At 51.0% G+C, this 17,932-nt stretch carries 18 protein-coding genes and 3 tRNA genes; 12 read left to right on the forward strand and 9 right to left on the reverse strand.

What is annotated here, in order from left to right:
- Positions 1–157 precede the first annotated feature (157 nt).
- Genes WC813_00990 through WC813_01020 form a run of 7 tightly spaced genes read left to right on the forward strand, consistent with a single transcriptional unit; the run spans position 158 to position 6,812 of the window.
- Positions 158–1,033 carry an AAA family ATPase gene (locus WC813_00990; GenBank protein MFA5946580.1) on the forward strand — a complete coding sequence of 292 codons (876 nt, stop codon included), beginning with the start codon at positions 158–160 and terminating at the stop codon, positions 1,031–1,033.
- Complete coding sequence (locus WC813_00995) at positions 1,030–2,094, forward strand: hypothetical protein (protein MFA5946581.1); 1,065 nt, start codon at positions 1,030–1,032, stop codon at positions 2,092–2,094. The genes WC813_00990 and WC813_00995 overlap by 4 nt, the downstream gene beginning before the upstream one ends.
- A gap of 60 nt (positions 2,095–2,154) precedes the next feature.
- Positions 2,155–2,694 (forward strand): ribosome recycling factor, encoded by a 540-nt coding sequence (gene frr, locus WC813_01000; GenBank protein MFA5946582.1) that lies wholly within the window; start codon positions 2,155–2,157, stop codon positions 2,692–2,694.
- Positions 2,695–2,705: 11 nt separating this feature from the next.
- Entirely contained in the window at positions 2,706–4,013 is a 1,308-nt protein-coding gene (locus WC813_01005; protein ID MFA5946583.1) for a glycine--tRNA ligase, read from the forward strand.
- Positions 4,014–4,015: 2 nt separating this feature from the next.
- Entirely contained in the window at positions 4,016–5,287 is a 1,272-nt protein-coding gene (locus WC813_01010; protein ID MFA5946584.1) for a pitrilysin family protein, read from the forward strand.
- 26 nt (positions 5,288–5,313) lie between these two features.
- Complete coding sequence (locus WC813_01015; GenBank protein ID MFA5946585.1) at positions 5,314–6,051, forward strand: triose-phosphate isomerase; 738 nt, start codon at positions 5,314–5,316, stop codon at positions 6,049–6,051.
- Positions 6,042–6,812, forward strand: coding sequence for a tetratricopeptide repeat protein (locus WC813_01020; protein ID MFA5946586.1), 771 nt, complete (start codon positions 6,042–6,044; stop codon positions 6,810–6,812). The genes WC813_01015 and WC813_01020 overlap by 10 nt, the downstream gene beginning before the upstream one ends.
- An 8-nt stretch (positions 6,813–6,820) precedes the next feature.
- On the opposite strand, the gene rpmG is transcribed toward WC813_01020, so the two are convergent.
- The gene (gene rpmG, locus WC813_01025) at positions 6,821–6,976 is read right to left on the reverse strand and encodes a 50S ribosomal protein L33 (protein MFA5946587.1); all 156 of its coding nucleotides are present in this window, start codon (positions 6,974–6,976) and stop codon (positions 6,821–6,823) included.
- Between the two features lie 57 nt (positions 6,977–7,033).
- A tRNA-Thr gene (locus WC813_01030) sits at positions 7,034–7,108 on the reverse strand.
- A gap of 87 nt (positions 7,109–7,195) precedes the next feature.
- On the opposite strand from WC813_01030, the gene WC813_01035 reads away from it, so the two are divergent.
- The 3 genes from WC813_01035 (at position 7,196) to WC813_01045 (ending at position 7,671) form a co-directional block, all read left to right on the forward strand.
- Positions 7,196–7,271, forward strand: a tRNA-Thr gene (locus WC813_01035).
- A 30-nt stretch (positions 7,272–7,301) separates the two neighbouring features.
- Positions 7,302–7,387 (forward strand) — tRNA-Tyr (locus tag WC813_01040).
- Positions 7,388–7,464: 77 nt separating this feature from the next.
- Positions 7,465–7,671: a DUF5668 domain-containing protein gene (locus WC813_01045; GenBank protein ID MFA5946588.1), complete on the forward strand. Its 207-nt coding sequence runs from the start codon at positions 7,465–7,467 to the stop codon at positions 7,669–7,671.
- Between the two features lie 94 nt (positions 7,672–7,765).
- On the opposite strand, the gene WC813_01050 is transcribed toward WC813_01045, so the two are convergent.
- The 6 genes from WC813_01050 to WC813_01075 form a co-directional block, all read right to left on the reverse strand.
- Positions 7,766–8,011: a hypothetical protein gene (locus WC813_01050; protein ID MFA5946589.1), complete on the reverse strand. Its 246-nt coding sequence runs from the start codon at positions 8,009–8,011 to the stop codon at positions 7,766–7,768.
- Between the two features lie 127 nt (positions 8,012–8,138).
- A complete protein-coding gene (locus tag WC813_01055; GenBank protein ID MFA5946590.1) occupies positions 8,139–10,976 on the reverse strand; it encodes an Ig-like domain-containing protein in 2,838 nt (945 codons plus the stop codon).
- Positions 10,977–11,035: 59 nt separating this feature from the next.
- On the reverse strand, positions 11,036–12,328 hold the full coding sequence (locus WC813_01060) for a ferric reductase-like transmembrane domain-containing protein (GenBank protein ID MFA5946591.1): 1,293 nt from the start codon (positions 12,326–12,328) through the stop codon (positions 11,036–11,038).
- Between the two features lies 1 nt (position 12,329).
- On the reverse strand, positions 12,330–14,192 hold the full coding sequence (locus WC813_01065; protein ID MFA5946592.1) for an adenylate/guanylate cyclase domain-containing protein: 1,863 nt from the start codon (positions 14,190–14,192) through the stop codon (positions 12,330–12,332).
- A 3-nt stretch (positions 14,193–14,195) separates the two neighbouring features.
- The gene (locus WC813_01070) at positions 14,196–15,212 is read right to left on the reverse strand and encodes a FecR family protein (GenBank protein MFA5946593.1); all 1,017 of its coding nucleotides are present in this window, start codon (positions 15,210–15,212) and stop codon (positions 14,196–14,198) included.
- Positions 15,213–15,309: 97 nt separating this feature from the next.
- The gene (locus WC813_01075; GenBank protein ID MFA5946594.1) at positions 15,310–15,825 is read right to left on the reverse strand and encodes a hypothetical protein; all 516 of its coding nucleotides are present in this window, start codon (positions 15,823–15,825) and stop codon (positions 15,310–15,312) included.
- Between the two features lie 237 nt (positions 15,826–16,062).
- Here WC813_01075 and pyrH point away from each other — a divergent pair, with 237 nt between their 5' ends.
- A complete protein-coding gene (pyrH, locus tag WC813_01080) occupies positions 16,063–16,812 on the forward strand; it encodes a UMP kinase (protein MFA5946595.1) in 750 nt (249 codons plus the stop codon).
- Between the two features lie 157 nt (positions 16,813–16,969).
- On the opposite strand, the gene WC813_01085 is transcribed toward pyrH, so the two are convergent.
- The gene (locus WC813_01085) at positions 16,970–17,353 is read right to left on the reverse strand and encodes a hypothetical protein (protein ID MFA5946596.1); all 384 of its coding nucleotides are present in this window, start codon (positions 17,351–17,353) and stop codon (positions 16,970–16,972) included.
- A 68-nt stretch (positions 17,354–17,421) separates the two neighbouring features.
- Between WC813_01085 and WC813_01090 the strand changes: the two genes are divergently transcribed.
- Positions 17,422–17,925, forward strand: a complete 504-nt coding sequence (locus WC813_01090) for a hypothetical protein (GenBank protein MFA5946597.1) — start codon at positions 17,422–17,424, stop codon at positions 17,923–17,925.
- Positions 17,926–17,932: the final 7 nt, after the last annotated feature.

Genomic DNA, 17,932 nt, shown 5'->3' on the forward strand with positions numbered 1-17,932 from the left:
GCCAGAGAAGTAGTGTAGCATAAAAAGCGACTTTTGTCAAGGTAAAATGCTTGTAAAATGGCTAATATTAGTTAAAAAAGCTAAGAAAGTTAAAAAGGTTAAAAAAGTGGGAAAATCCAGTATTCAATAAAATGCTCCATGATATAATCCTTCCACTATGCATTCTGCTTTTGGTGACATCATTGGCCACGAATTACAGCTTTCGTATTTGAGCAAAACGCTCGAACGTGGGAGTACGGCGCATGCTTATATTTTCGCGGGTCCGCGGGGCGTAGGCAAGACGGCTATTGCTGAACGCTTCGCGTGTGCGCTTTTGGGGACGCAACAAGCTGCGTCCGTACAGGCGCATCCGGATTTTATGCGGGTCTCACGGCCTGTCGAAGAAACGGAAGGCGGGAGAAAGAGAGATATTTCTATTGAATCCGTTCGCGAACTCACGGCTCGGTTGTCACTCGCTGCAATTCATGGAACGAAAGTGGCGATTATTGACGACGCTGACGCCATGGGGATTGGGGCGCAGAATGCACTTTTGAAAACACTGGAAGAACCATCCGGTCACGCGATCATTATTTTGATCACGGATGATATAGAAGAAATCCTACCAACTATTCGTTCTCGTTCGGTGCCGCTCGCGTTTGCTCGCGTTCGTTCGGAGTCAGTGGAGCTGGCATTGACTGAACGTGGCACTTCCCCAGAACTGGCGCGGGAAATTTGTTTGCGTTCGCTTGGCCGGCCGGGAGTAGCGCTAGCCTTGCTTGATATGGAGGTGTTTCAGTCAGTTAAAGATGCCGAGGCAAAAATTCGCGCCTTCCTAGAGAAGCCTCGGGCTCAGCAGATCGCTGAGGTTGGTAAACTTGCCAAGGCAGAAAGTTCCGGGGAACGTGAAGCTTGGTTTGAAACGCTTGCCCGTGAGCTACGGATGGATTTGCCACGCCGGGCGGACGCTCTGTCCGCGCTCTTGGACGCCAGGTCATCATTAAAAAAGAATGCTAATACCTCTTTAGCACTTGAACATATTGCGCTTTCTCTATGAAAAAACTTCTCATGGTTGCGGGTTTGTCGATCGTCTTGCTCGGAGCTGGTTGCGCGGGATCAAAGGCTCCAGCGAGCGGAGCTGGCGGCGTGTACGGCACCACAGACGGCGGCCGATCATGGATTGCGATGAATTCTTTGCCGCTCCCAACCGGTGTTAGCTCTATTTCCGGAGCCGACATCACTTCACTAACCCGCGATCCAAGCAACGCTAACGTGGTCTACGCTGGAACTCTGGCGAATGGCCTTTTGATGAGTTTCGACGCCGGCAAGAGCTGGCAGCGTCCGCCGGAAGATAAGGCGTTCGAGGCGGTTAAGACCGGCGCTGTCCTTGATATAGAAATTGATTCTCAGCGTCCTTGCGTCTGGTATATCTTGAAGTCTGATCGGTTGATGAAAACTGATACTTGCGGCCGAAGCTACGCGCAGATTTATCAGGAAGGCCGAGCCAACCAGAAGCTGACAGCTCTGGCCCTTGATTGGTATAACCCGTCTATTGTCTGGCTCGGCTCAACCGCCGGTGACGTCTACAAGTCAGCTGATGCTGGAGCAACTTGGGCTAGCGCTACTAAACTTAAGGATGACATCAGCGCCATTGAAGTTAGCCGATCTGACAGCCGGGTGGTGCTCGTGGCTTCGCTTAGACGAGGAGCTTCTCGCTCTACGGACAGCGGAGCTACTTGGGTAGACCAGGAAAAAGATTTGAAATCATTTGCTAAGGCTTCAAACATTCATGGTTTTGCGGAGACGACAGATGGAAAAACCTTGGTCATGAATACTGACTACGGAATTTTTACTTCTGCTGATGCCGGGGCTACTTGGACACCGTTAACTCTTGTCACCGCCCATGGCGAAGTGAAGATTACGGCCGTGGGTGTAGCTCCAAAGAATGGCAAGGTGATTGTTTACGGTACGAGCTCAACTTTGTATCGATCAGTTAACGGCGGACAGGCTTGGACCACGACCGATCTGCCAACCTCACGCATGGCCTCAGCCTTCCTATTTTCGACCGACAATGACGCGTCCATGCTCTTAGGTGTTCAGGCACCAGTGAAGAAGTAGTTGGATGCCCGTTTTGCCCGACTTGCCCGTTTTGCCCTCTTCACATAAACTCAGCTCACTATGTCCCTACTCGACGAATACAAGCCAGAGTTTGAGAAAATTGTTGATCATTTGATTGATGAATTATCGGTTATCCGTACTGGTCGAGCCAGCCCGGCACTCGTTGAGAACATTCAGGTTGAAGCATACGGCACTTTCCAGCCCGTGAAAGCGGTTGCTTCGATGTCCACACCCGACGCGAAGACGCTTGAGATCACGCCGTGGGACACTTCTGTTTTGAAGGCTATTGAAACCGCGATTATCAAGTCCGACATCGGCATCAATCCGGTCGTGGACGGAAAAATGGTACGTTTGAACATGCCGATGATGACGGAAGAAACGCGCAAGAAAATGGTGAAGGTGATGAACGAAAAACTTGAAGACTCCCGCGTACACATTCGCAAGGTTCGCGAAGAAGCCAAAAAGAAAGTTTCCGCCATGGAAGGCGGGCAGGACGTGGTTCGCAAAGAACTCGAAGCCCTGGAAAAGATGGTGAAAGGATACGTTGAAAAGATTGACGCCGTGGGGGAGAAGAAGGAGAAAGAAGTAATGTCGATCTAGCCAAACAATTTATGTCTGTTTCCATGGATACACTGGTTACGCTGTGTAAGACTCGTGGTTTTATTTTTCCTGGCTCTGACATTTACGGTGGTCTAGCCAACTCCTGGGACTACGGTCCACTTGGCGTTGAACTGAAGAACAACATAAAGCAGGCCTGGTGGAAGAAGTTTGTTACGGGTCGTCTCGATATGGTCGGACTCGATGCTGCGCTTTTGATGAATCCCAAAGTTTGGGAAGCGTCTGGCCACGTCGCGACATTCACCGACCCGCTTGTTGAGTGTAAAGAATGTCACGAACGGTATCGCGCCGATAAAATTGACCTCGCCGCTCCCTGCGCGAAGTGTGGAAAAAAGGGCACGTTTACGGAGCCAGCCACCTTTAACCTAATGATGAAAACGTGGCTTGGTCCAAAAGAGGATGCAACAGCTACGGTGTATTTCCGTCCGGAAACTGCTCAGGCTATCTTTGTCGATTTTCCGCTCGTTCTTACTGCTTCGAGAAAGCGCGTTCCATTTGGCATCGGCCAGATCGGAAAAGCCTTCCGCAACGAGATTACGCCGGGAAACTTTATTTTTCGCCAGCGCGAGTTTGAACAGATGGAGATTGAGTATTTTGTGCACCCTGATAATTGGGAGAAGGCGTTTGAGATGTGGCTTGGGCTCATGCACGAGTGGGTAACTGAGTGTGGTATCGCTCCTGCGAGTGTTGTTGATCATGAGATCGACAAGGCTGATCTGGCGCACTATTCAAAGAGAACGGTGGATATTGAATATCACTATCCGTTCGGCCTTGAGGAGCTTTACGGTTTGGCGTATCGCACGGATTTCGATCTGACGAATCACGCGAAGGCATCTGGCAAAGAGATCATTTACACGGATCCAATGACGAACGAAAAATACGTTCCGCATGTCATTGAGCCGTCGTTTGGCGTGGACCGTACATTGCTCGCGGTGCTTCTTTCGGCGTATTCAGAAGAAGAAGTAGAAGGCGAGAAGCGTGTAGTTCTAAAGTTCCCGAAGCATTTGGCGCCAATTAAAGTTGCGGTGTTGCCCCTTTCAAAGAAGGACGAGCTGTCGAGCATCGCTGAGCCCCTGGCTGAAAAACTCGCCAAGAAATTCCGGACCGAATACGACGAAACGCAGTCCATTGGTAAGCGGTATCGCCGCCAAGACGAAATCGGCACGCCATTCTGTGTGACGGTTGACTTTGAAACACTCAACGACCAGGCCGTGACTGTGCGTGAAAGAGATTCCATGAAACAGGAACGTGTGAAACTTGATGAACTTGAGGCCTACCTCGATAATGCCCTGAAGAGCTAATTATGTTCACCACCCACAAACTCAAAAACGGAGCGCGCGTAGTGCTTTCGCCTTACGGCGGCACGGAAGCGGCGACAATTCTCGTCATGTTTAAAGTTGGTTCCCGAGATGAAGATTTGAAAGTGTGGGGCGGAAGCCACTTCATTGAGCACTTGATGTTCAAGGGCACAAAGAAGCGTCCAGAGACCATGGATATTACGCGGGAGCTTGACCAATACGGCGCCGAGTTTAATGCGTATACAGGCAAGGACCTGACGGCCTATTATGTAAAAATTACGGCTGAGCGTTTGCCGGTAGCAGTTGATCTCTTGGAAGATATGCTGTTTCATTCAAAATTCGACGGCAAAGAAATGGCCAAAGAGAAGAAGGTGATTCAGGAAGAGATTAAGATGTATGAGGAAAACCCAATCATGCACCTTGAGGACATGCTTGAGGAAGCCATGTTTGACGGTCATGTGCTAGGGCGAAACATTGCTGGCACTGGCGAGACCATGACTAAGATGAAGCGTGATGACGTGATTAAATATCGCGATCAGTTTTACGTGCCGGAGAATATGGTCGTGATTGTTTCCGGAAAAGTACCAAAAGATATTTTGAAGTTGCTCGAATCAGGTTTTGGCAAAATACCTCATGCCAAGCGGGCAATGTTTGAAAACGTATACCTGCCAGGCAAGCATCAGGCGAGTGTGCTTCGCCGTCAGGAGAAGCCGCTGGAGCAGATTCAGGTAGCGCTTGGGTTCCCCATTCCGGGCCGAGCTCATGATGACTCTTATGCTATTAAAGTACTAGCTACTATTCTGGGCGGTACAATGAGTTCACGTTTGTTTATCCAGGTGCGCGAGAAGCGCGGGCTCTGTTACACGGTGCGAGCGAACGCCGAACAGTATGATGACGTAGGCTTGCTCTCGGTGCGCGCCGGATTGGATGCTAAGCGTCTGCCTTTGGCCGCTAAGACAATCATTGCCGAGCTCAAGAAGATGGCTAAAGACGGAGTCACTTCTAAAGAGCTGTCAGATGCCAAAGAGCACTGGCGCGGAGCTTTGACACTGCAGCTTGAAGATTCTTCCGCCCGGGCTGAATTCTTCGGCCGCCAGGAGTTGTTTGAGGGGAAGGTTGAGACGCTCGATGCTCGTATGAATAGGGTGAACGCAGTTAAGGCTGGCGATATTAAGCGCGTGGCTCGGGAGTATTTGAATCCCGCGAAGATGTCACTGGCGGTCATTGGTCCATACAAGACGGATGCGGAAGTATTAAAGATGTTTGGAATCAAGTAGGGGCGGGGCTAGCCCCGTCCGTACATATGAAATACATTGTAGCGAATTGGAAAATGAATCTCGGAATCAGGGAATCCGTAGCACTGGCACGCGGAACACTTTTGGCGCTCCAGGGAAAGGAGATAGTGCCCGAGGTGATTTTGTGTCCGTCCGCCACGGCGCTGGCGGAGGTGCATAAGACGCTCGCGCGCACGCGGATGCATCTTGGCGCGCAGAACGTGGGTCCAGGGCGTTCTGGCGCCTTTACGGGGGAGGAGGGCGTGGCCCAGCTTGAGGATGTAGGATGTAAGTATGTCATTCTTGGCCATTCGGAGAGCAGAGCTTTGGGTGAAGGGCCGGAGACGATTGCGAAAAAAATGGCCGCAGTGTGGGAATCAGCGTCTTTGACGCCGATTCTTTGTGTGAGCGAGATGGGGGAGTTGAAATCATCGTTGAGTTTGGTTAAGCCGTCACGGAGCAAAAAATTGTTTTTAGCCTATGAGCCAACTTGGGCAATCGGCACCGGGAACCCGGCTACCCCCGCCGACGCCGTGCGCGAACTGACCGCGCTTAAAACAGAGTTGACGGCGATAGGCTTTTCAGCTGATGCACTTGTAATGCTGTATGGCGGTTCAACTAATGCCGAGAACGCGTATTCGTACCTGCGCGAACCTGTTATTGATGGACTGCTTGTAGGCGGAGCAAGTCTGAAGGTTCAGGAGATTACCGGTATTATTAACGCTGCGCATGAGGTCATAACCGCCTCGCCTGAAATATGGTCTTAACCATTATTCTCATCTCGGTGTTCGTGCTGTCTGTGGGCGTTCTCGGCGTCCTTTTAGTGCGCAAGGCACCGAGTGTTTTAGTGATTGATCCTTCCGCCTCGAAAGATGCTAAAGCTAAGGAGTTGAAGCGTGATATTTTAAAGAAACGCCTTGAACGAGCTACGGCAGTTCCTATTAGTAGCGCGCGCGATGTGTTGGTTGCGCCTTTTGTATTTATGCAACGAGCTGTGCGGTCAGTGGCCGGCCAGCTTAAGGCGCTTGAGGATTCTTATGCCAAGCTCCAGAAAGGCGGGAAACCGGTTAATGAAGATGCTGTTCGCCAACTGTTTGAAGAATCTGAAGCTGCTTTTCGTGCCGGGAGAACAGATGACGCAGAAAAGAGGTTGATTGAGCTCATCAGCTTGAACCCAAAGTATGCTGAGGCGTATGAGCTTTTGGGGCGTGTATATATGCAGACAAAGGACTATGCGCTCGCTCGCGAAACGTTATTGCATGTACTGAAGCTCTCGCCCAAGAACGCGAGTGTCTATGCTAGCTTAGGCGAGGTGTCGGAACTGGAGGGCAAGGTTGAGGCCGCGTACGAGGCTTATAAGAGGGCGATGGAGTTGAGCCCGAATAACCCTAAGTATTTAGATTTCTTTATTTCAGCTGCTATTACGGCGGACAATTTTGAAGAGGCTAAGGAAGCGTTGGAACGTCTGAAGGAGGTTAATCCACAAAATCAAAAGATCGCGGAATTTTCCGCGATCCTTCTCAAGTAACGCGTTCGTTACTTTGTTTCTTTGTGCGGCGTGTGCTTCTTACACGGCTTGCAGTGCTTCAAAAGCTCAAGGCGATCCTTCAGCGTTTTCTTGTTCTTCTTGGAGCGGTAGTTCAAGGACTTACAGACCGTGCACTCCAGCTTAATGAGGTTGTCTTGGGACATAAATGGGGTTCAGTGAAATCGGGGGAATAGTAAGGAAATTGTCTAATCTTGTCAATCTGGAGCCGTTGATGGGGATTGAACCCATGGCCTCTTCCTTACCAAGGAAGTGCTCTACCACTGAGCTACAACGGCGTAAAAAGCAGGGAAATTGTAACAGGGACCCCACAGGTAGTCAATTGCAATGCTTAAAGGGCTGTGATACGATTTTGCCACTTTTAGGCCGACATAGCTCAGCTGGTAGAGCAACGGTTTTGTAAACCGTAGGTCGTCGGTTCAAGCCCGACTGTCGGCTCCATAAAGTTTTGATAGGTAGTATTGCTGATTTGGGTAGATACTCAAGTGGTCAACGAGGGGAGACTGTAAATCTCCTGGAGCAATCCTTCGTAGGTTCGAATCCTGCTCTACCCACCAAAGACCTCCTAGCAATAGGAGGTTTTTGTATATAAAGTCCGTGTATACTGTTGATAGTTAATTCTTTTCATTATTCTATGCACGACGGAGGTATGTGCGGTTGTCCACATCACAAGTTGGTTCCGTTAATCATTGTGATAGTTGGTGTAGCCTTTTTGCTACAAACGCTTGGTGTTTTGACGGCGGCCACGGTTAGCATGGTTTGGCCGATTGGCTTGATCATGATCGGACTGATGAAACTAAGCAGTGGCATGTGCGGCTGCTGTTCCATGAAGAAGAAGTAGAGTGAGAAACCAAAAGCACGAAGTCTCGCTAAAATTTGAGTCGGGTTACCTCCTAAAAATTTTATCAAGACTTCGTGCTTTTGGTTTTAGGGAGTTACTTAGTCGCGCGGAAGCCGAACTGTGCACCGAAGATGGCTCCTAAGATGGCGCCGAAGATCATAGCGGCCATGCCCATTTGGCCAAGCCAGTGTTCCCAGAGGTTATTGTAGGGGACTGGGTCAATTGAGATGATCAAGGTTACAACAAAGGCAATGGCTAGACCCGCTGCCGCACCGATGAGTGAGCAGGTAACGGCGTAGCCAATAATTGTGGCCAAATCCCGATTATTTTTTGAAGTCATAATGACTTAAGGATTAATTATTAATGTTATCACGCACCGAGCAGACATCTAAATACAGAGTATCCAATTATAGCCAGCAAGTAAATAAAACACGCCCAGGATTTTTCCGGGGCGTGTTTTAGATGGACTATCGATTAAGGAAGGCGCGGGTCTGCATGATGTTGCGGTTCACGATGTCAGAACCAGTCATATCTGAGCCGTGACCGAAGTGCGTGTAGATGGTGGAGGGGATATCTATCACATAGTCAGCCCAGGTTGAGCCGTAGAGCGTGTTGGCGACTGTTTCGCTCGGAACCCAGCGGAGTGAGACTTCATGCAGGCCATCAAGGCTTGTCTCTAGAGCGTAGACACGCGGGTCGGACACGATCTTCACGAGGACCACGCCTGACTTTGGCAACATGGGTTTGCCCATGGTGAGCGTGCTTAGGGTGGCGTCAGTCACCGTCCGAACCGTTGCCCAGGATGAGTAATGGGTAAAGTATGTTTGAGAATCTTGGAATGGTCGGCGCAATAGGTTGGCATCAATGTAGTAGACGGTCGAGTAGTGCTCACCGCGCAAGACATCGCCAGCGGAGACTACGTTGATCACTTCTGGCAGGCCAGTAAGTGGTGAGGTGCCGGTACCGGTGGTCGGCTGACTCTGTGGCGGAACCGGAGTAGGCGTAGCTGTGGTCGTACCAACTATGCTTAGAGTCGAGTCAGAAGTATCGCTGGCCAGGAAGACGCTACCGTCATAGCCTTCAGCTTTTATCCAGACGGTTGAACTAGTAAGGTCCGGAACTGTCCAGTTGTACGTGCCGCTGCCTGCCAAGTTGGAAGCTATGGCGGTGTACGTTCCACCGGTTGAGGTAGCGTAGGAAAGATTTGTAGTATTGATGTTAGAGCCTGTCCAAACAATCGAAACTATGTCTCCAGCGTGGTAGACCTGCCCGCCATTGGGCGAATTGACTGCAATGGAATGGGTCAAAGGCGTGGATGTTCCGCTGCCGGTACCGCCCGCAGTGGTGCAGCTGGTGGTGGTGGTGAATGACCAGTCGCCGGTTGAGGGACCGGTGGTGACAAGCGTAGTTGGGGAGCCAGCTGACGCGCTGATTGTGGCTTCCGCCGTAGCTACGGTATAGGCCGTGTTACAGCTTAATGTCGGCAGGGCAATAGTGACAATTGTGTCGCCTGCAGAAAAGACGGCACTTTGTGTGCCAGTTGGGTTTGGGGTGATGGTAAATTGAGTGGCCTCGTTGAACGTCGTGGTCATGGCCTCTGAGAAAGTGATTACAATAGATGCGGTACGGCTGACGCCGGTGGCGGCGCTAGCTGGCGAGACTGTAGACACGACTGGCGCGGCTAGGTCTGAAATAGTTTCATTGGCCGTAGCGCCAGTGATGTGGGCGGCATTAGCCACGGTAGCCGCGTCCTTCCATTTAGCCGAAAGATCGCCGGAGATGGCGGTTGAACCGGCGCCTGTGTTCACGGTTACCTGCGCGGTTACGCCGGTTACTTGGAGCGTGGCGCTGGCGCCGGCTGGATCAGAGAGAGTGGCCGAACCGAAGGTGGCTGCTGTACCGTCAGGTAAAAGTGTAGTCGGAAGGTCGGCTGCTACAGGGGCAGCGCCATCATCCGTGTCCACGTTTTCCGACCAAATGTAATCAATACGGTCGATCATACCGTTAGTGTTTGTGTCCCTAACCTCCACTGTCTTGATGATTGGTTTGGCAGAGTCGGTGAAGGTGAGCTGGGCCTGTGCGCCAACGTAACCAGTGGAATTGGTGGCGGCATCAACCAGGTTAAAAGCACCGGCCGAGGAAATGGTGAGTGAGGTGGACGCGGTATCAACTACCGTTGATTCAGTACCGAGCGGAACGCTGACAGATGAGACTGTGCCGGTGGCTAGATCCGTGCTCCCAGCACCAAAGGCGGCACTAGTGAAATCGCCCACGCCAGTAAGGCTTAGGCTGGCAGCGGTAATTACGCTAGAAGCGGTGATGGATTCAGAGAAGGTGAAGGTGAATTGATCAATTTTTCCGTCATTATCACTATCTTCGTAGGCGGCGTCTTTGAGGCTTGGACCGGCGGCATCAGCAAAGGTAATGCCAAGCGCTCCTAAGGTAGTATTCGTGTTTGTGCCGTCCGTGAGTGAAAAGGCATTCTGTGTGCTAACGGCTATAGCTGCGCCTCCGTTATTAGTATCTACCACTGTAGACTCTGTACCGAGAGTGATTACTTTGAAAGCCACGCTACCAGTGATGAGGTCTGTGGCGTCCGCACCAAAAGCTGCACTGGTGAAATCTCCGACACTTGTCAGAAGAAGATCATTGTTAGCAAGAACGCTGGCGGCCGTTACGGTTTCCGAGAACACCACCATGAGGGCATCTATTTTCCCATCTGGAGTAACATCCGCATCGCGGTATTCTCCGGCATATATCACCGGAGCTGCACCATCCGCTTCTGTGTTTACTGCACCAGCGCCGTCCCCGGTAGCAATGGCGTTTAATTCTTCATCGGAGTCACAAATTGAAGGCGTGGCCCCGAGCGTACAAGTACCAAAAGTAACGGCCGTGTAAATAAGTTCGACCGCGGAAGCGGAAGTATCAATATCCAGATCTGCGTCTCCCTCGTTTAAGTTTACTTGAATGGTGACCGGATTAGCGGCGGCTGCCGAGGTGATTGAGACCGAGGCGAGAGCTACATCCAACCCATCGTCCGTGACTGATAGTCCGTAGGGTGACGCGCCCTGGAGGACCCAGGTATCGAGCGAAGTGTTTAAAATGCTAAAGGTAATGCGGTCGATTTTTCCGTTGGCGTTTGTATCAAGCAGAGTAACTGCACTTGAGGTTGCTCCGTCCACCGCCGCGTGAGCTATCGGCGTCTTCATGAGCAGTGTTGAAGCGATTGACGAACAAACGAGCGCTATCGCGACGAACGCGAATAAGCGGGTTGAAGACCGGCGAAGTGACGTGGCTATTGGCATAGACAAGGTCAAAAATAAAAGAGTATGTCCAGATTATAGCAGGCTTTAGCCACTTTTGGTTATTTGGGTGGAAGAAGAGTCCGGGTAGCGAACCGTTCCGTATGAATGCGCCCAGGTTTGACCCCGTGCTTACTGAAATCTGTCTCAAGTGCCTGCATCATGGGGGCGGGGCCGCATATTAGGACATCGTCAGTGTTTATGAGATCGAGGCCGTCTTTTATGAGAGCGTCAACGGTGCAGTAGCCTTTGTCCGCGGTAATCCAGATATGAACCTTAAGGCCGGGATAGTTTTTGACAGCTTCATTAAGCAGTGTTTGGCCAACTTCTTCGCCGGCAGTTTTGATCGAGTAGTAAAGATCGACCGAATAACCCAGCGGAAGAGATGAGGCAAGGGAAAGAAACGGCGTAATGCCTATGCCACCGCCAATCCACAGCTGTCGTTTGCCTCCGAGTGCATAGGAAAAATTGCCGAAAGGACCCTCTACGTCCACATGGGTTCCAGGTTTCAGGTTTTCGAATTTGTTTGTGTCGTCGCCAAGCATCTTGGCCATAAAAACTAATTCATCGCCCGAACCTTCTTTTGAGACAATCGAAAATGGATGCTCATCTACGATACTCGGGTCATGGATGGTGAGATAGGCAAACTGACCGGCGCGGAAAGACAGATTTTTCTTAATTGGTTTGAGCGTGAGTTTGACGACCGTTCCGAGTGTCTCGAGTCGCTCCAGGGTAAACGGTGTTTTGCGGACAAAATATTTCCTGAAGAGAATGCGGTAGTAAATAGCGCCAATACCCAGCAGTCCGAAGATCCCTACGATAATGCGAACAGTTGGGGTGAACGCGATTGACCCGTCGATGAAAAAACCGTGTAGCGCGCCAAGTAGGAAGGCTAGTCCCATGAAGCGGTGAATTCTTTTCCAGACGTGATAGGGAAGCGAGACAAAGAAGGTGGCGATCATGACGATGACGAGTGTCAGCAGGGCAAGAAAACCAAACGCCTTGAAAATCAGGTTATAGGCGTTCAGGAAGGGCAAGAAGTTTTCAGGCGAGGCGATGAGCGTCGGACCAAAGAGGAGAGCGGGATGGAGGACTAGGAGGACGGTCGCGATCGTGCCGCACCATTGGTGAAACCGGTATGACATGGCTAGGTTGCCGAATATTTTTTCGAAGACTGGCAGACGCATCGACAACAAGAGGGCGAGGGTAAACAGCGTGAAGCCAAGGATGGCAAAATACTGGCCGAGCGAAAAGGAGAAGCCGGTAGCGCTCGAAAACACTAGTGGATTGACGCGAAGCCAGAGGACGCTCGGCAATAGGATGATGAGGAAGACTACGAGAAGACCTTTTTTCATATTATTTTTCTTTGGCGGTGTAAGAGCCGTCCCATGAATCTCCCGGCGGGTGTGCTTTGAGATATTTCGTGCGCTCAAGAAAGACCGCTGACGGCTTATCAGTCTTCGCGAGAGACTCGAAAATGCCCGCTGATTCATCCCATCGCTGTTCACGATAGAGGCTGAGCGCTATTTCAAAGTTTTCGATGTCGTTCTTCGCGAGCTGGTCTACTTGAGCGGATTCCTCGACAAGTTCATAGACGCATACTGGCTTGGTTCGTCCCTTCACGGCCACGAGGTCCAGTTCACGAACGACGAATGCCTCGCCAAGTTTCTTTCGAGTCGATTCGCTAATGAGAATGGTGGCTCCATACTGCTTGGTGAGCCCTTCGAGTCGAGAGGCTAGGTTCACGTCGTCACCAATGACGGTGTAGTCGAACCGTTGCTTGGAGCCCATGTTGCCTACCAACACCTCACCGGTGTTGAGGCCTACGCCGATGTCGATTCTCGGCTTCCCAGATTTTGACCACCCCTCCTGCAGCTCTACGAGCTTGCGTTTCATTTTTACTGCGGTCATGGCCGCGCGGACGGCATGATCTTCTTGGGTGATCGGCGCTCCCCAAAACGCCATGATTGCGTCGCCAATGTATTTGTCGACAACGCCCTCAGACGAAAGAACGATGTCCGTCATGGCGGTGAGATACTCGTTCAGAAACGGGACGAGCTCTTCAGGTTTCATCTTTTCTGATAGCGATGTAAAGCCGCGGATGTCTGAGAACAAAATGGTGAGCTCGCGTTTCACCCCGCCAAGTTCAAGCTTGGTTTCGCCCTTCACGAGCTTCTCGATAACTGCCGGAGCGAGGTAGTGGGCGAAGGCTGCATGGATGAAGCGGCGCTGGTTCTGTTCGGCGAGATAGCGGGAAGCGAGGTCAACGCCACCAATGAGCGTAATGAGCAAAGTGGGCGCAAGAATGGGTAGAAGAAGGTCAGTGGTAGCGAGCCCGACGACGAGGAGTAAATAGGCAATGAGCAGTGCGAGAATGAAGACGGCCAGATATCTGAGTCTGAGTATGATTGATGCGAGGACGACGATGAGCGCGAGAGCCAGAAGAAGCAGTGCGCGCTCGTGCAGAGATGGCGTACGCAAAGACCGTCCTTCAGAAAAAGCGTTCAGGATGTTTGCCTGAACCTCTACGCCTGGCATGAGACCTTTCGGCGTAAGGACAATGTCATGAAGATCCGGGGCGGTGGCGCCTACCAGTACAAATTTTTGTTTGAAGAACGCTGCTGGTACTTTGCCACTGACAACGTCAGCGAATGAAACCTGTTGAAAGGAGCCGGCCGGGCCGATGTACGGAATCCGTGTAGGCACACCGCTTGCCGGAATCCATTCGGCGACTGATTCTGTGAGGCTCCCTTTGATGATAGCGCTCCGCACCACGCCGTCAGGATCAGTAATGAGTGTGGTTAAGCCTGTTCCTTCCGGTTCAAAGAGTGGAAGGGGATTGAGCCCGGGTTCTGAAGCCAGGATAATCTTTTTTGCAGCTTTTATGGCCTGGGCGAGTTTTACATCCTCATCTGGCGCACTGGTTTCTGAAAAGGTTACGTCATACCCGACGTTGCGGGCTGCTGTTTGTCGTAAGAAATCAATAAGTTGCGCATGAATACTTCTTGGCCATGGCCACACGCCAAACTCCTGAATACTTTTATTATCAATGGCCACGATAACAATGCCTGTTGTTTCCGGATGAGAAACGATGAGCCTGTCGGTAAGCCGGCTGTCGGCCACTGCGAAATAGTTGGCCGAATCCAAAAGTCCGAGCGTTAAAACGCAAACAAGTCCGAAGAGTGCAACAAAGAGCTGGCGGCGGACGGACGTTTTCACAGTTTAGTAGAGCCGTGGGACAATAACTTTGGGCTCGGTGACGATCGGTTCAGTATTTAGCGGATACGTTTGTGATTCGCCGGGCAAGCCTTGGATTATGATTGACTCCACTGAAGTGGTTGTAGTGATTTCCGGTTTGATAGTTGCTGGAGCTGTTGGGAGATCGTTATGGCGCACACTTTCAAGACGTGTGAGGAGTTTAGTGCGCAGACCAAATCGTTTCTTGAGCGCTTCTTTCTTTTGGCCGTCAAACGCAGCCGCGAGCCTAAGCGGTTCGGCAATCCGAGTGAAGGTCATGAGCTGAGACAGCTTCTTGTGCCACTTGGCGCGGATGCGGGCGTCAAAATCAACATCGCGTTGGCGGTTTTTGGAAATCCAATCAACAAACTTGTCATCGGGAATATCTTTCCGCGTAATGGCGAACCGGCCAGCATCTTTGGCTATTTGGGCGTGCTGTCCGCTCCTGATGGACTGTGAGTCCGTCGGGGTTTTGATGTTGACCGTGTGGTCGTCAACGTACACCCACGCTCCACCATCCGGGAGTGCGCTGACCGAAAAGACCGTACCGCGAACGGTGGCCACGGTTGACTCGGTCCGTACGTTGAAGCCGGAGTCAGGAGAGACGAAGTCGAAAAGCCTGGACCATAGTTTGCCCGTAGAGAGAAAAACACTGCCTAAGAAGACATCCGGGGTATTCGCGTTCCACACGGCGTCAGTGAGCGTTATTTCTGTATCGTGGTCTAGCCTGATTTCACCTTGATCAAAGAGATTGATGCTTGCTTCTCCGGTGCTATCGGTTTTGAGCGAGTCACCTGGGATAATGACGGCGCCTTCCGTGGCCTCGATCCACGTTTCGGTGTTTATCTGTTTGAGCTCGACGCGTCCGGCTTCAACATGGAGCGTGGCCGGTTCGTTTGGTACAGACAGTGGGGCAGTAGCCGCGCCAACGGCCAGCGAGAAACCACCGACTCCCAAGCTCACGAGCATAATGAACGCCACGAACCATTTGTAGGCTTGCATATTGACGGCCAGCGTACACGAGCGGGACTGAGCTGTGAAGTTAACTTTCCCCTCAATAACAAACATCCGGATGACCGGATGTTTGGGTTTAGTTAGACTATCTGTTTGGCATGCCCATGTGTCGCGCTCCAACTTTATGAATCCCACCCATCATGGGCCGGCCGAAGCCGGGGAGGAGATTGGTAGGGATGTCATTGTCTTTCATCCAGGTTTTAATCTCGTCCATGTGCGTCTTCATGATCTTCTCTATTTCTTGGGGAGTTTTGCCTTGTAGGTTTGGTTTGTTGGTTTGTAGCTCCTTGAATTTTGCGGTGATCAAGTCGGCTTGCGCTTGGGTAATTTTTCCGTCTGTCACAGCCTTTGCAAGTTTATCTGCGGCGTGACTTTCAAACCCGGCCCGATGTTCGGCTTGGCCTAGAGCACGCTGTTCATCAAAAACTTTCTGCACTTCGTCTTTGCTTAGATTGAATTTTGTAGCGATGGCCTGCACCAGGCTATCGGCTCGTGGGTGGGCGGGGGTTTCTGCGGCAAAGGCAGTACCGATACCAACCGATCCTGCGCCAATAGTAGCGGTAGCCACGGCTGCGATGAATGCTTTTTGCATGGAGGTCATAGAACAAAAGGTGAATGATAAGAGCTGAGCGCTCACCCTGTACTACACCTTGACCGGGGGATTATTTCATCGGGTTTGTGACTACGAATGTTCGCCGTTTTTTTTGGGACTCCGAATGTCTTCGTAAAAATTGGAGTCGGATTACCTCCTAACAATTTTTTCGAAAACATTCTGCGTCCCTTATCCAAGGCCAGCATTGACGAGTGACGCCTTCATCCGTATAACGGAGAGCAAAATATGTCTGACCAAATGGGTAGTTTGAAATACAAACGGGTACTGTTGAAACTTTCCGGGGAAGCTCTTGGCGGGGGAGAAAAAGGCATCATTCATCCTGATCGGCTCGAGCGTTTTGCGTCCGAGATTAAGGAGGCGGCCGAGAGGGGCGTCGAGGTCGCGGTAGTTGTCGGTGGAGGGAATATCTTTAGAGGTAGGACAGCTGACGAGCTAAAGATTCCCAAAGAAACAGGGGATCACATGGGGATGCTCGCGACCATGCTGAACGCGCTCGCCTTACAAAGCGCGCTCGAGAACCTCGGCGTAAAGACCCGAGTGATGTCCGCCATCGAAATGCACCGCATTGCCGAACCGTACATTCAACGTAGAGCCGAGCGCCACCTAGAAAAGGGGCGCGTTGTTATTTTTGGCGCCGGGACTGGCAACCCGCACTTTACGACTGACACGGCGGCGGTCCTCCGAGGTGCCGAGATCAAAGCAGATATTGTTATGAAGGCGACCAATGTGAACGGCGTCTTTGAAAAAGACCCAAAGCATCATCCGGATGCTCGGCGCTTTACTCGATTATCCTTCGATGAGGCGATCAACAGGCAATTGAACGTGATGGACTCAACCGCTCTCGCCTTAAGCAGAGATCGAAAATTACCGATCCTCGTTTTTAGCTTGTCGGAACCCGGGAATATTACAAAAGCCTTGCTTGGAGAAGACGACGGGACACTGGTGAGCTGTGATGAGGTGTGCTTGCTCGTCTAGTGTTAGTCTTCTTTTGGAACTTCAATGTAGGCCCAGATGTCACAATGTAAACAGCGCCACTGAATGGCCTTATATTTTTTCCCGCTATTTGATGTGGTGACACTGGTACTAAGATCTTTCATTGAGCGATCGCAGGTAGGGCAAGTCATAAATAAATCTATTGAATACAGCTTCTAGCCTTTAGATAATCGCTCGGGCCAATAGCTGAGCCATTCTCAATTTCTTGGACGCGGGCTGCTCCAAGTTTGGTCGTGAAGCAAGCAAGCTGAGCGGCAGTGATGGAGGTAGGCAACGTTTTAGTGTTTACACCTAGGGACTCCAGGGTTTTTTCTTGTTCGGTGGTTAAGAGGGGATGATCGTATGTACTGACGGCGGAACCGGTTTGTGATTTGATGATGGCGGAGGGGAGATCTTGAATGCCGATACCGAAGGGCTTATAAATGGCCAGTATGAGCACTAGGCTGAGCACGAGGAGTACAAAAAATGCCCCTAAAATAGCCAGAACTATTAAGATGATCTTTTTCACGGGAATATCTTTCATATATTTGTAGCGTATCACGCTCGGCAAACTTGTGCTACGCTTAGTAAAATACTTATTTCTTGCATTTTATGTTGTCAAAACAGCAACAGATTATCGTTCTAGGGAGTGTGCTCGGAGGAGTGGTGGTTATTGGTCTTTTGGTGTCAGTTCTCAGTAAGAAGCCGGTCTCCGTTCCCGCCGCGCAAATTCCTTCAACGGTTTCAGAAGTTCCAACTGAAGTTCCGGCTGCAGCTCCGGTCGAGCCAGTTCCAACCAAACCCACGCCCGCTAAGAAACCAGCTACGATCACACCAGCGGTTCAAACGTACGATCAAATTGTTGAGTCCTATAAGGCGAGCGGGTACCGTTTTCAGTTTTCAACCTGCTCTGGCTCGCCGGGTTCTATTACGATAAAAAAGGGTCTTAAGTTTATGATGGATAATCGTGACGCGGTATCACATGCCTTTGTGGTCGGGTCGCAGAAGTTCACTATTGGTAAATACGGCTACAAGATTGTAACCGCAAGCGAGCTTGGCAAACTTAATATCACCTGCGACGGCCGCGGTTCAGCCACCTTGAACGTTCAGCCGTAATCACTCT

It is taken from the genome of Patescibacteria group bacterium (assembly GCA_041659765.1).
In the GTDB taxonomy this organism is placed as follows: Bacteria; Patescibacteriota; Patescibacteriia; order UBA9934; family UBA9934; genus JAGORL01.